The organism is Scrofimicrobium sp. R131, assembly GCF_040256745.1.
GTDB lineage: Bacteria > Actinomycetota > Actinomycetes > Actinomycetales > Actinomycetaceae > Scrofimicrobium > Scrofimicrobium appendicitidis.
In genome coordinates this window covers 1-13,015 of record NZ_CP138335.1, presented here as the reverse complement: position 1 = coordinate 13,015, position 13,015 = coordinate 1, and the positions used below count along the sequence as shown (strand labels likewise).

Below are 13,015 nucleotides of genomic sequence, written 5' to 3'. Positions count from 1 at the left end.
ATCCTGAAATAGGTCGTTATCAAATCGTTAGAATTGTCGGGCCCTGGGACACATTCAAAAGTATGACCGCGGTCACAGAATCTAGCTGGCGAGTGACTGGGCTTCGCCGGGTCGCCACATGCCGATCTCGTCGATCGAGGTGGGGGCCGGAACGGTACCCAGGCGGACGAAACCGAGCCGGGTATAGAGGGCGGCAGCCCGCTCGCTGGTCGCCTCCAAATAAATCGGCATTTCCTCAGCCCGGTCAATCCCGTGATCGAGCAGCGCCGTCCCCACCCCGCGACCGCGAGCTTGAGGACTCACCGCCAGGGTGTAGAGGTACCAGTGCGGGAAACGGGGGGTGGCTTCACTCCAGGACCGCTGGAGGCGCAGGGCTCGCGGCAGGTGGCGCCCCAGCAGACGAGCCAGTGTCGGCAACTGTCGGGTGATGTTCTCCGAGGTGCCCGGCGCGGCCCAGAGGGCGGCCCCGAGCAACTCGTCACCCGACCAGGCCAGGTCCACCTCGCCGGTGGGCAGGTAAAAGGTGTCCAGCTGGAGGGCGAACAGCTCGGTCAGGACCCGCTCGGGATCAGTGGGGTAGCCGACGTATTCGAGTAGGACTGGATCCGCGGCGAACACTTGGCCGAGCAGCTCGGCTACTCGGGGAAGGTCAGATGACTGGGCGGCGCGAATATCCATAATGTTCTATCTTAATCGATGGCCGCGATTTGGCCCGGTTACTTTGCCCACAATCGCCCTGATCAGAGCCGTTTTCGGCCCATTTGTCGCGCTGATTGCTACACTGGCTGCGGAACGTGTTTCAGTCGACCTAAGGGGGTGGCCCACCAGATGGGAAGTCATAGTCCCGGTTCGCGTCAGGCCCCCCGCAGGCCGGAGTCGGCGAACTAATTTCTCTTTGCCGCCACGGTTGTCACTGCCGGGTGCATCTTCTCTGACGCTTCGCTTCTAACCCCAGGCGCAGCTTGCGCCAGCGCAAGTCAGGTTGTGATGTATGAAGATTCCGTTCACCCGCCGGAAAATCACGGTTGAAACCAGGTCTCCTCGCAGCGTGCCCACCTCGCTGCAAGAGGTAGTTCAGATCGGCACCCCCCGGGCCATGGCCCTGTGGCTGGCCTCTACCTATAACGACGAACGTGACACCCAGCTCGGCCAGTTGAACCGGGAGCAATCCCTATCGCTGACCGATCTGCTCACCCCGGAAAGCGCCGAGGAACTGCTTGAATCGGTGTCCCCGCACACCGCGTTTGCCTTCCTGAAGTTCCTGCCCGTGCAGATGGCGGCTGGGCTGTTGGAGTCCCTGGACTCCGACGAGGCCGCCCGGATTGTCGACCTGATGAACGAGGACGAACGCCAGCGGATTCTGCGGGCAATGGAGAACTCTCATTCGGCCCTGGTGCGGGGACTGCTGGCCTGGCCTGAAGACTCGGCGGCTTCGAGAATGCGCCCCGACTTCCTGCACGTCGGCCCGGAAGCCACCATTCAGGATGCGGTCGATGCCGCCCGCGGTGACCCGGACGACCTGGCCGAAGGCGTTTTCGTCACCACCGATGGCAAGGCCGGGCAGATCGTCCACGGGTGGCTCTCCCCAAGCGCGCTGGTCCTGGGCCGGCGGGCCCACCCGGTGACCACCCAGATGACGCCGGTCTCCCGCCTCGAACAGTGGGCAATCAAGCCGCTCGACGACCAGGAAAAGGTCAGCTTCCGTGCTCGCGAACGCGACGCGGACGTGATTCCCGTGATGGATGGCAAGTACCTGCTGGGCGTAATCTCCAGCGACACCGTCGCCGACATCTTGCAGGAAGAGGCCACCGAGGACGCTGAACGTCAGGGTGGTTCGGCTCCGCTGGATCTGCCCTACCTGCAGGCCAGCCCAATCCTGCTCTGGTCCAAGCGCGTGGTCTGGCTGCTGGTGCTGTTTGCCGGAGCCATGTACACCGGCAACGTGATGCAGGCCTTCCAGGATGAACTTGAGGCCGTGGTGGCGCTGTCATTCTTCGTGCCGCTGCTGATCGGCACCGGCGGCAACGTGGCCACCCAGATCACCACCACGCTGATTCGGGCGATGGGGATGGGCGAGGTGCACCTGCGCGACCTGGGCCGGGTCATCTGGAAGGAGTCGCGAACCGGTTTGCTGACGGCCATCACGATGGCCACGGCGGGGGCCATTCGCGCCTGGACTCTGGGCGTGGCGGGCGAGGTGGTGCTCACCGTGGTCCTGGCGCTGGCGGCCATCGTCCTCTGGTCGGCGCTGATCGCCTCCATCCTGCCGCTGCTGCTGCGTCGCCTGGGGGTGGACCCGGCGGTCGTGTCCGGTCCGATGATCTCTACGATTGTGGACGGGACCGGTCTGCTGATCTACTTCACGGTGGCGCAGACGGTCATTTCCGGGCTCTAGTCCGGTCCGCCCACTAGCGGGACCGAACCAGGTCGCGGCCGGTAAACACCACGACGGTCAGCCAGACCAGCAGGAGCAACACCGCGCCGACCGTGGAGGTGAGCCGAATGAGAGAGACATCGATGGTCAGGCCGGAACTGACCCAGGCTCCCAGGGGGAAGGTAAAGCTCCACCAGGTCAGGGCGTAGGGCAGGCGCCGGTGTGCGCGGGCGATGGTCAGGACGGAGACCAGGCCCCACCAGAGCCCAAACGCCCAGAAGCTAACCGCGCCCACCTGCCCAATCGGCCCAAGCCCGCCGAGCCCCAGGCGTTCCCCGGCCCGCGACAGCAGCACCAGGTTGGTGGCCAACAGCCCGGCCGGTCCCATCCCAATGATCAGGGTGGGGGCGAGCAGAGCGGGCGGGAACGGAGCGGTGGCGGAGCGGAAGAACAAACTGGCCAGCACAATCAGGTAGAGCAGGGACCCGATCCCGAAGAATGCCCAGCAGAGCCAGTACAGTGCGGGCGAGGTGAGGATGGGGGCCAGGGCGGTCGGCACGATGATCGTTACCACCGGTGGGATGAACCAGGCCCCGGTGATCTGCGGGGGCGCCGCCCCACCGCGGGAAAAAATGTCGCTGAGGAACCAGAGGCCGATCGCGAGGGCCAGCAGCGCCCCGACGGTAGCGAACAGGTAGGTCAAAAAGATGGCCGCGGACGAGCCGAACAGCAGTTGGCCGGCCCGGCCCAGGGCGGTGGCCAGGACCAGGAAGCCGCCGGGGAAGGTGGCGAACAGCGCGCCCTTGACCGGGTTGGACAGGTCGGCTGCCACCGCGCCGGGAAAGCGCAGGCATCGCCAAGTAGTCAAACCCAGTACGGGGAGGGCGACCAGCAGGGCCACCACCAGGAATATTTGCGCCCATAAATCGGCGCCCAAACCGGTAAACACCACGGAGATGACGGCGGTACCCATGACCGCAGCTCCCCAGCCGGGGGCCAGATTCTCGACGCTAGTCCTCACAGGGCCAGCTTAGAATCTTTCGTCGCAGCTCGGGGGTCAGTTGGGCGAGCAGTTCGTGGCCGTCCCGTCCGCGCCGGGTGGGCACTTCGCCCAGCGTCTCGGGCAGATCGGGGTCGATGGGGCGCAGCGTTCCGTGCACCGCCAAGTGTTCGTGCTCTTTCAGCGTGCGCAGGAAGATCGCCCGGATCGTTCCCGGGTAGGTTTGCGCCAGGTGCTGGTAGATCCGGGGGTCGCGTTCGCCGTCGTCACCCACCAGTGCCCAGTGCAGGTGGGGCAGGATCTCGGCCACTCGCTTGAACTGGGCCACCTTGTTGTCAAAGCCGCCGAGTGGGAAGCCTTGCCGACTGATCCCCCACGGTCGAAGCTGGAGCGAGCCCGAGGGGAACCCGGCTCGGTGCAGAAACCGGCGCAGGGTGGGAGCCACGTTCCAGGCCCCGTTGGACAGGTAGATGACCGGGGCGCCCTGCGACAGCTCGTGCAGGAAGGGCGCCATTCCGGGCACGGCCCGGCGCTGTGAGGAATGCTCCAGCAGCACGTAGCGCAGTGCCTGCAACCGCTGCGGCACCATCGTCACCATAATGGTGTCGTCGACGTCGGTGATCACGCCGAACTGTTCGTCCGGACCGATGATCCGCACCGGTGCCAGCACCGGGCGACTCGCGCGCACAGGCGATCGACCCGCGGCCAGGTCGTGGCGGTGCAGCACCTGGATCTGCGCGGTGTGCCAGCCGGGAGTGAGCCCGTGCCGTTCCAGAACCACGTCGACGTACCCGCCGCGATCCGCCTCGGCCACAGTGTGGGCCTCCCCCAGGCGAACCAGCACCGGCTGCCCGGGAACCTGGGCGTCAAAATACTGCCGCCAACCCCGTTTTTCGCCGAGCCAGTTGCGCTGGTCGGAGCGGGTGCCCATCAGGACCCGACCCTGGACCCGGGCGCGCTTCTGACTGCCGTATCCCCCGTAAGCGACCACGGTTGGGTGCCAGTTGGCCAGCTCAAGCAGCTGGGCGTTCCAGGTGGTTAACTGCTCAATGGTCCGCAGGGCCATTGAGGTTAGGGTCACTGGTCGACTTTCACATTCGGGGTGGGTTTAACGGCCATGATGCCAGTATCGATCGCCCGCGGCAACTCTTCGGTTTCGCGCCGCAAAGTGCGCAAACCGAGCGCCATCGCGAGCACCATCAGCCAGGCGGAACCAATCACGACGACGAAGCCGCCGTGGGCCCCCTGGACGTCCACCACCGGTCCGGCCACCCCGGCCCCGATCGAGACGCCGATGTTCATCGCGGTTGACATCCAGGCCAGCCCTTCGGTCAGACGCGAGGAGGGCATGATTCGCTGAACCACGGTGGACACGTTGGTCATGGTGGGGGCCACCACCAGGCCGGTCAGCACCATGATGATCGCGAGCATGACCAGTGAGTTGGCAAAGACGAAGGTGGAGACGCCCAGTCCGAGGACAAACACGCCCACTCCGAACAGCTTCCACAGGGGCCAGCGCCAGGTGCGGGCGCCGTAAACCAGTGCACCGATCAGGGAGCCGAAAGAGAAGACTGCCAGCAGGACGCCGGCTAGGCCGGGCTGCCCGTGTTCTTCGGTGAAGGCCACCACCGCGAGGTCGTTGGCGCCAAAGAGGGCACCGGCGCCGACGTAGGTCAGGGCCAGGACGATCATGGCGGGATTGAGCATGACCGATCGACCCCCGACGTGGGCGTCGGGCTTGATTACCGGCGGCTCGGTCTTGCGTTGACTCAGGAACCAGAGGCCCCCGAAAACGACCAGGAGCACGGCCAGCCAGAGTCCGGCGGTGGGGTGGATCGAGGTGGCCATCAGGGTGGCCAAAACCGGTCCGATCACGAAGACCACCTCGTCAAAAGCGGCTTCGAGAGAATAGGCGGCCTGAATCTGGCCGGGGCGGTCGGTGACGAAGGCCCAGCGGGCTCGAACCAGGGCGCCCATTGAGCCGGAGGTGGCCCCGCCGATGGCGCTGGTGACCAGAAGAATCCACGGATCGGCCTGGTTCATGGCGGCCACGGTCAGGATCGACAGGGAGATGCCCGAAATAATTAGGGAGGGCACCATGATGCGAGCCTGCCCGTGGGCGTCGACCAGTCGGGAAAGTAGGGGTGCCCCAACCGCAAAAGAGATCACGCCGGCGGCGGAGACCGCTCCGGCCAGAGCGTAATTGCCGTAGAGCTGCTTCACCATCAGGATGATTGAGATGCCAACCAGTGCCATCGGGAAGCGCGCGAAAACACCGGCGATCGAAAACTTAAGGGCGCCAGGCAATGAGAGAATTTCGCGATACCGACCAAACATTACCCCAGCTTATCGGCAGGTTGACCTGGTTTTCGCCCCCCAAACCTGCCTGAATCGTCACATTTAAACATCCAGTTTGCCGCGAGATACTGCGAAACGTTTCGAAAACTGACCCGATTGGACGGTGGGGGGTAAGAGCGCGGTTGACCGGGGGCGAAAACTGTATTACTGTTCTAATACAGTCAGATGGAGGAGGAGCTGTGGTGGACTTTGATGAAGCCCGGCCGTTGTGGACGCAGCTGGTGGATGAGTTCCACCGGCGCATCGGCGGCGGTCAGTGGAAACCCGGAAACCGAATTCCGAGTGTGCGCGAACTGGCACTCGAGTTGGGGGTCAACCCCAACACCGTTCAAAAGGCGCTCGCTGAGCTCGACCGGGAGGGATTGACCCTGTCCGAGCGAACCGCGGGACGCTATGTAGCCGACGACCAAAATCTGATCCGATCCACCAGATCCCATCTGGCCGGACATGCGGCCACCGCCTACGTGGAAACCGCTCGAGCCGTGGGATTGAAGTTAGCTGAAGCGCTAAACCTGGTGGAGCAGCGATGGGAAAGCAAGGAGGGGGCATGAGCCTCATTGAAGTGCGGAACTTAACCAAGTTCTATGGACCGCGACCCGCAATTTACGACCTGTCCTTGAACTTGGAGGCCGGCCAGGTGGTCGGTCTGATGGGAGACAACGGAGCGGGAAAGACCACCCTGTTGAAAATCTTGGCCGGACTGCTGGCCGACTGGCAGGGAAGTGTCACGATCGCTGGGAAGACACCGGGACCAGAAACGAAAGCCATGGTCTCCTACCTGCCGGACGTGTCGTTCCTCCGTCCGAACTTGACCCCTGAACTGGCCATTGCCCAGTACGCCCGGTTCTTCGCCGACTTCGACCAGGAGCGGGCCCACCAGATGATCGAGTACTTCGGCCTGGCTCCGACGCAACGGCTGAAGGAAATGTCCAAGGGGATGCAGGAAAAGGTGCAGATCTCCCTGACGATGGCTCGAAACGCCAACGTCTACCTGCTGGACGAGCCGATTTCCGGGGTGGACCCGGCCTCGCGCGAGATCATCATGCGGGGGATCATCACCCAGTTTGCGCCGCAGTCGCTCATGCTGCTTTCGACCCACCTGGTTCACGACGTCGAACCGATTGTCGACTCGGTGGTCTTCTTGCGAGCCGGGCAGGTCCTGCTGGCCGGCAACGCGGACGAGCTTCGCTCTCAGTATCAGATGGGCCTCGATGCCCTGTTCCGGAAGGTGTACCAAGCATGATCAGCAAAGTGTTTAAGCAGGACTACCTCGATTCGCGTCGCCTGCTGTCGGTGATTCTGGGCAGTCTCTTCCTGGTCGTCGTGGTGTCCTCCCTGATGGTGATGATCGGGAACCCGATTCTGATGATCTTGTTCATGGTCCTCGGGGTACTGGCTGCCACGCTGATTATTCCCGGAGCCCTGCTGGGCCTGGCCTACAACTACTGGCAGTCGATGTACGGACGCCGCGGATACTTCACGTTCACCCTGCCGATTCCCGGGCGCCAACTGGCGATCGGAAAGGTGCTCTACGGCTTTGCTGTCGCCGCGGTCTCCCTGGTGCTGACCGGGTTGAGCATCCTGATCCTGGTGGCCGGAATGGTGGTGGGCCAGCGGGCCACCTGGGCGGACGCGGGCAACGTATGGCGCGAAATCCTGACCGAGATGCCCGCCCCCGTCTGGTGGTTCATTCTGATTTCAGTCGTCTTTGGCATGATCGTCACGATCATTGACGGAGCCGCGATCCTGTCCATTGGGGCGCAGAGCCGGTACAACTCCCTGGGAATTGGCGCCCCGATCATCGGCGGCATCATCTACTACGTGGTCCTGCAGGTGCTGACTTTGGCCGCGATGGCGCTGATCCCGATCTCCCTGGTGATCTACGGTCCCGATGCCGGGCAGATTGTCTTCACGACTATGCTGCACGATACGCTCCGGGCAATTGAGCACGGCGACTCCACCAGCCTGGTGGGACTCGGTTCGTACCTGGTCAATCTGGTGGTCACCGTCTGCTTGGCACTTTGGGGCATCAACGCGGTGGAGAAGCACACTTCCCTCCGGTAGCTCGATAGACTGGGTGGGAACGCTTCCAGAAAGAATCCCATGACCAGTATTGCCCGCGCCCGAAACGCCACCCTCCTAATGTTTGCCTGCAATGGCTTCATGTTCGCCTCCTGGATGGCCCGGCTCCCCGACGTCAAGTCGATTCTGGGGCTGACGCCGGGCCAACTGGGGGTGATGCTGCTGGGAACGTCGGCGGGAGCCCTGATTGGCCTGCCCCTCGCGGGGCGGATCACCGATGCGGTTGGGGCTCGCCGGGCCGGGCGGATCGGCATTGTCCTGGCCACGATCGGGCTGGTGGCGGCGGCCCTGGCGGTTCACGTTGAACTCTCTATGTTCCTGGTGATGCCGGGAATGTGCTTCCTGGGCTTTGGCAACGGGGTCTGGGACGTGGCCCAAAACCTCGAAGGAACCGAGGTTGAGCAGGCCCAGGGAAAATCCATCATGCCCTGGTTCCACGCCGGGTTCAGCGGCGGGACGGTGCTGGGGGCGCTGGTGGGGGCAGCGATCGTGGCCCTGAAAGTGCCCGTCCTCTGGCACCTCCTAGTTGTCTGCCTAATTGCGGCCGGAGGTGCCTGGTGGGCTACCTCCGCCTTCCTGCCATCCCGGCCCCCGCTCGCCCAGAGCTCCGAACCCGGCACCGAGCCGGCCCGCTCGGCCTGGCTGGAACCACGCACCCTGATGATTGGGGTGATGGTGCTGGCAGCGGCCTTCACCGAGGGGACCGCCAACGACTGGATGGCGGTGGCCTTTGTTGATGGGCACGGGGTCCAGAAGGCAACCGGCGTCCTGGCGCTGGCAGTGTTCCTGACCGCGATGACGATCGGACGAATTGCCGGCACCGCGCTGCTGGATCGCTACGGGCGCCTGCCGGTGCTCTACCTGATGTTTGGGGCGGCCGTCGCCGGCTCGGTCCTAGTCATTTTTGGGAACACGACGGTGGCCTTCATTGGCGCCGCCATCTGGGGGGTCGGAGCCAGCCTGGGCTTCCCGGTCGGCATGTCGGCGGCGGCAGACGACCCGGCGCGGGCCCCCATGCGAATCTCGGTGGTGGCTACTATTGGCTATATGGCCTTCCTGGCCGGCCCGCCGGTCCTCGGGTTCCTGGGTGATCATTTTGGGATCCTGCGAGGACTGCTCCTGGTGAGCCTGGTTTCGGTTCTGGCCATGCTGGCTGTTCCCTCAGCTCGACCCCTGCAGAAGGAATCATGAACTACACACAGCACGGACACCAGGTCCGCGAACACCGTCTGACCGTCCCCCTCAGCCACCGTGAACCCCACGGGGAGCAGATCGAACTGTTCGCCCGCGAGGTGACGCGCCCGGGTGGGGAAAAGCTCCCTCCGCTCCTCTTTCTGCAGGGCGGTCCGGGAGGGGCCGGCCCCCGCCCGGGGGACTTCGCCACCGGTTGGATCGGGGAGGCGCTGGCGGACTACCGGGTGGTGTTGCTGGACCAGCGCGGAACTGGACAGTCCTCGCAGGACGCGGTCCTGCCGGCCTCAGACCGGGCCCTGGCCGACCACCTGAGCCTGTTCTTGCAGGATCAGATCATCGCCGACGCGGAGGCGCTGCGAGCCCACCTTGAGGTCGACCGGTGGGTGACGCTGGGTCAGTCCTACGGCGGGTTCCTCACCCTGGCCTACCTGTCCGCCCACCCCGAGGCGATTGAGCGCTCGTTCATCACCGGGGGCCTGCCTGGGCTGGGGTCAATCGACGAGATCTACCGGCTAACCTACCGGGCAACAGCTGCCCGGAACCGGGCCTATTTCCGCCACTACCCCCAGGACGAGGCGACCTTGCGGGCCGTGGCTGGCCACCTCGAACAGGTGGAAGAACGCCTGCCCACCGGGGAGCGGCTCACCCCCACCCGGCTGCGGATGCTGGGAATGTCGCTGGGAACCCAGACGGCCTACGATCTGCTGCACTACCTGCTGGAAGGTCCCTTCGTTTCGCGTGGGGGCGAGCGGCGACTGACCCCGAGTTTCCTGGCGGGCGTTGGGGCTCAGGTGTCGCACGCCGGACGGCCGCTCTACGCTGCGCTGCAGGAAGCCATCTACGGTCCCACCTCTCCGGCTGGAACCAGGTGGGCAGCCGAGCGGCTGGCGGGTGAGTTCGCCGGGTTCAACCTGGAGGCCGACCCGCTGGACCAGAGCGAACCCTGGTATCTCACCGGGGAGCACATGTTCCGCGCCTTCTTTGAGGAGGATCCGAGCCTGGTTCCGTACCTGGGCGCGGTCGACCTGCTGGCTGAAAAAACTGACTGGGCGCAAATTTACGACCAGTCGGTGCTGAGCCAGATTGACGTGCCGATCGCGGCGGCCGTCTACTACGACGACATGTTCGTTCCGCGTGAGCTTTCCCTGGAAACGGCGGCACTGCTCGGGGCGCGCACGCTGGTGACCAACGAGTTCCAGCACGACGGGCTGCGGGCCGGGGATGTCTTCGCGCGACTTAAGACGCTCATGTTTGACCACTAGCTGACGGGTGAACACAAGTTTGGGGGCGCACCCGGTTGGATGCGCCCCCAATACTCTGTCTTGGCTAGGCCAGTGCGCCCATCGGATCCCAGGCGGGCAGAACCAGCGGCTCCTGGGTCAGTGCGGCCCGGAGCTGCTCCGGCAACTCGGCCTTCTTGACCACGACTTCGAAGACGTAGTCGCTGAACCACTGATCGTCCATCGTGAAGAAGCCCTGGTCGCCAATCTCGTCGCCCCAGGAGTTCTCGACGCGCCAGCGGCGCGGCTGACCGTCAACCTCGTCCACCCCGGTCAGGACCATTGCGTGAGTCATCAGGGATTCGCCCATCAGCACGCGCTGCTCCTTGGTGGTGGTGAGGTCAACCCCCAGCACGCCCTGGTAGTCGTACAGGTCGGCCACCAGCAGGCCGGCCTTCCGCTCGGACTGCTGGCCGACATCGCAGCCGAACCAAACCGGGTGGCCGTCGCGCAGAGACCGGGCAGCCAGCTCTTTCATCACGGAAATGTCGACATTCAGGTAGAGGACGCTGGGGCCACCGACGACGTTGCCGAGGTGGTCCACGGTCAGGGGAGCGTTCTTCGGGTGTGCGGTCCGGGGATCATCCACCAGGCAGACGTATTCGGTCAGGTCCAGCGAGACGTACTTGGCTTTGAACTCCAGCGGGGTCAGTTCGCCGTCCCGGTGGAACTGTCCGTCCTGGTCGCGCCACTGCCAGTCGAACGCGCGCGGAGGCACGCCCAGGTTGATCACCAGGATCTGGTAAACCTCTTCCATCGTCTTGGCCTTCAGCTCACGCCGCGCCTCAACCGTGGGCAGCTCCCGCAGTTCCAGGGCCACCCGGCGCAGCAGCAGCCGCAGTTGCGAGTTCATCCGGCCCGTGTTGGAGCTGGCCTCGGTTTCCGGCATGGCTTCCTGCGGAACAACGCCGTACTTTTCAAACACGCCGACCAGCATGTCCCACTGGCCCCCGTCGTTGAGGACATCGGCGAGGAGGAACTGAGTTAGGCGGGAATCGAGCGGTTCCCCCGCCTCGGCCAGGGAAATCTGGTCCTCCAGGAAATAGTTGGACCGCTCGAACTTCTCCCAAAAGACCGCGTAGTTCTGGGACAGCTGGAAGTCCTTCAGGCCCATCTTCTCCATCGCGTCGACGCGCATGAGGTTGAGCGCGGCAAACAGCCAGCAGCGACCGGACTTCTTCTGGTTGGTCACCTTCCACTTGTCGAGCTTGGTCGACATCGAAGTTGGGGTGGTGGCCTTGGCCCGGTCCAGGCTGACCGCGTCAAGCCCGCTGAGGGTGACCGCGTTCCGCGACAGGCGAGCGGCCGAGTTGGAATCGACAACCGAGCGGCATCGCTCGATCAGTTCGGGGGTGAGGGCGGGTGAAATGTCGGTAGACAAAACAGCTCCAAATCTATTGAAAATGAGTACTTCCACCAGCCAGCTTACTCCTCGCCCGACACGCCCAAAAAGGGCCGCGGACCGGGAGGGTGAGGGGTGCCTCAGCGCACCTGTCGCCGAAACCAGTATCCTGTCCAGTAGGACTTAAGCAGGAGGAGGAGCCAAGGATGACGCAGTCTAACCACGAAGTGTTCGAAGCGATCAACTGGAACAAGATTGAGGACGAGAAAGACCTGGAGGTCTGGGATCGTCTGACCGGAAATTTCTGGCTGCCTGAGAAGGTGCCGTTGTCCAACGACATTCAGTCCTGGGCCACGCTGAACGCGGCGGAAAAGCTGATGACCAACCGGGTGTTTACCGGGCTGACGCTGCTGGACACGCTCCAGGGTACCGTCGGCGCGGTCTCACTGATCCAGGACGCCGTCACGCCGCACGAGGAGGCGGTGTACACGAACATTTCCTTCATGGAGTCGGTGCACGCCAAGTCGTACTCGTCGATCTTCTCAACCCTGCTCAGCACCGAGGAGATCAACGACTCCTTCCGCTGGGGGGAAGAGAACCCGCAGCTGCAGAAGAAGGCTGAAGTAATCAACGCGCTCTACGAGGGTGACGACCCGCAGAAGCGCAAGATCGGTTCGGTCATGCTGGAGTCGTTCCTCTTCTACTCCGGCTTCTACGCGCCCATGTACTGGTCTGCGCACGCCAAGCTGACCAACACCGCCGACCTGATTCGCCTGATCATTCGGGATGAGGCAGTCCACGGCTACTACATCGGTTACAAGTACCAGGTGGCGAACCGGAATGCTTCGCAGGAACGCCTTGATGAGCTGAAGGACTTCACCTATCAGCTGCTCTACGACCTGTACGACAACGAAGAGCAGTTCACCGCGGATCTGTACGACCCGCTGGGCCTGACAGAGGACGTGAAGAAGTTCCTGCGGTACAACGCAAACAAGGCCCTGATGAACCTGGGGTACGAGGCGCTGTTCCCGGCGGACGAGACCAACGTGAACCCGGCCATCCTGGCGGCGCTGTCGCCCAACGCGGATGAGAACCACGACTTCTTCTCCGGGTCAGGATCCTCATATGTGATTGGCGAGATCGTCGACACTGAGGACGAAGACTGGGATTTCTAACGCCCACCCCCAAAGCTGTTCCCAAGTAGTCTGCGCAAGCCCCTGGTCCGTGAGTTCTCGCGGGTCGGGGGCTTGTTTGGTGTTTTCACTGCCACGCCTGAGGAGGAGAGGCGAGACCGAGAACAGTTACGCGAAATGGAGCGAAAGTTGCTTGCTCGCTCTGCCCTAGATATTGCATGCCAACGTGTTCGATCATGCTGACAGAGTGGC

12 protein-coding genes are annotated in these 13,015 nt (G+C 63.8%); 7 read left to right on the top strand and 5 right to left on the bottom strand.

Annotation, left to right across the window (positions count from 1 at the left end; all coding sequences use genetic code 11):
* Positions 1-81: 81 nt before the first annotated feature.
* Positions 82-678: a GNAT family N-acetyltransferase gene (locus SAC06_RS00060; protein ID WP_350258193.1), complete on the bottom strand. Its 597-nt coding sequence runs from the start codon at positions 676-678 to the stop codon at positions 82-84.
* A 313-nt stretch (positions 679-991) separates the two neighbouring features.
* Between SAC06_RS00060 and SAC06_RS00055 the strand changes: the two genes are divergently transcribed.
* Positions 992-2,395 carry a magnesium transporter gene (locus SAC06_RS00055; RefSeq protein ID WP_350258192.1) on the top strand — a complete coding sequence of 468 codons (1,404 nt, stop codon included), beginning with the start codon at positions 992-994 and terminating at the stop codon, positions 2,393-2,395.
* A 13-nt stretch (positions 2,396-2,408) separates the two neighbouring features.
* On the opposite strand, the gene SAC06_RS00050 is transcribed toward SAC06_RS00055, so the two are convergent.
* Genes SAC06_RS00050 through SAC06_RS00040 form a run of 3 tightly spaced genes read right to left on the bottom strand, consistent with a single transcriptional unit; the run spans position 2,409 to position 5,711 of the window.
* A complete protein-coding gene (locus tag SAC06_RS00050; RefSeq protein ID WP_350258191.1) occupies positions 2,409-3,395 on the bottom strand; it encodes a hypothetical protein in 987 nt (328 codons plus the stop codon).
* The gene (locus tag SAC06_RS00045; protein WP_350258190.1) at positions 3,385-4,455 is read right to left on the bottom strand and encodes an App1 family protein; all 1,071 of its coding nucleotides are present in this window, start codon (positions 4,453-4,455) and stop codon (positions 3,385-3,387) included. Before SAC06_RS00045 ends, SAC06_RS00050 begins: the two co-directional genes overlap by 11 nt.
* Positions 4,452-5,711, bottom strand: coding sequence for an MFS transporter (locus tag SAC06_RS00040; protein WP_350258189.1), 1,260 nt, complete (start codon positions 5,709-5,711; stop codon positions 4,452-4,454). The genes SAC06_RS00045 and SAC06_RS00040 overlap by 4 nt, the downstream gene beginning before the upstream one ends.
* Positions 5,712-5,914: 203 nt before the next feature.
* On the opposite strand from SAC06_RS00040, the gene SAC06_RS00035 reads away from it, so the two are divergent.
* The 5 genes from SAC06_RS00035 to SAC06_RS00015 are packed head-to-tail and all read left to right on the top strand — an operon-like array spanning position 5,915 to position 10,270.
* A complete protein-coding gene (locus tag SAC06_RS00035) occupies positions 5,915-6,283 on the top strand; it encodes a GntR family transcriptional regulator (protein WP_350258188.1) in 369 nt (122 codons plus the stop codon).
* On the top strand, positions 6,280-6,975 hold the full coding sequence (locus tag SAC06_RS00030; protein ID WP_350258187.1) for an ABC transporter ATP-binding protein: 696 nt from the start codon (positions 6,280-6,282) through the stop codon (positions 6,973-6,975). The genes SAC06_RS00035 and SAC06_RS00030 overlap by 4 nt, the downstream gene beginning before the upstream one ends.
* Positions 6,972-7,796, top strand: a complete 825-nt coding sequence (locus SAC06_RS00025) for a hypothetical protein (protein ID WP_350258186.1) — start codon at positions 6,972-6,974, stop codon at positions 7,794-7,796. The genes SAC06_RS00030 and SAC06_RS00025 overlap by 4 nt, the downstream gene beginning before the upstream one ends.
* Positions 7,797-7,835: 39 nt before the next feature.
* Positions 7,836-9,005, top strand: a complete 1,170-nt coding sequence (locus SAC06_RS00020) for an MFS transporter (RefSeq protein ID WP_350258185.1) — start codon at positions 7,836-7,838, stop codon at positions 9,003-9,005.
* A complete protein-coding gene (locus tag SAC06_RS00015) occupies positions 9,002-10,270 on the top strand; it encodes an alpha/beta fold hydrolase (protein WP_350258184.1) in 1,269 nt (422 codons plus the stop codon). The genes SAC06_RS00020 and SAC06_RS00015 overlap by 4 nt, the downstream gene beginning before the upstream one ends.
* 64 nt (positions 10,271-10,334) lie before the next feature.
* On the opposite strand, the gene SAC06_RS00010 is transcribed toward SAC06_RS00015, so the two are convergent.
* Positions 10,335-11,657, bottom strand: coding sequence for a C1 family peptidase (locus tag SAC06_RS00010; protein ID WP_350259189.1), 1,323 nt, complete (start codon positions 11,655-11,657; stop codon positions 10,335-10,337).
* A gap of 179 nt (positions 11,658-11,836) precedes the next feature.
* Here SAC06_RS00010 and nrdF point away from each other — a divergent pair, with 179 nt between their 5' ends.
* Entirely contained in the window at positions 11,837-12,805 is a 969-nt protein-coding gene (gene nrdF / locus SAC06_RS00005) for a class 1b ribonucleoside-diphosphate reductase subunit beta (RefSeq protein ID WP_350258183.1), read from the top strand.
* Positions 12,806-13,015: the final 210 nt, after the last annotated feature.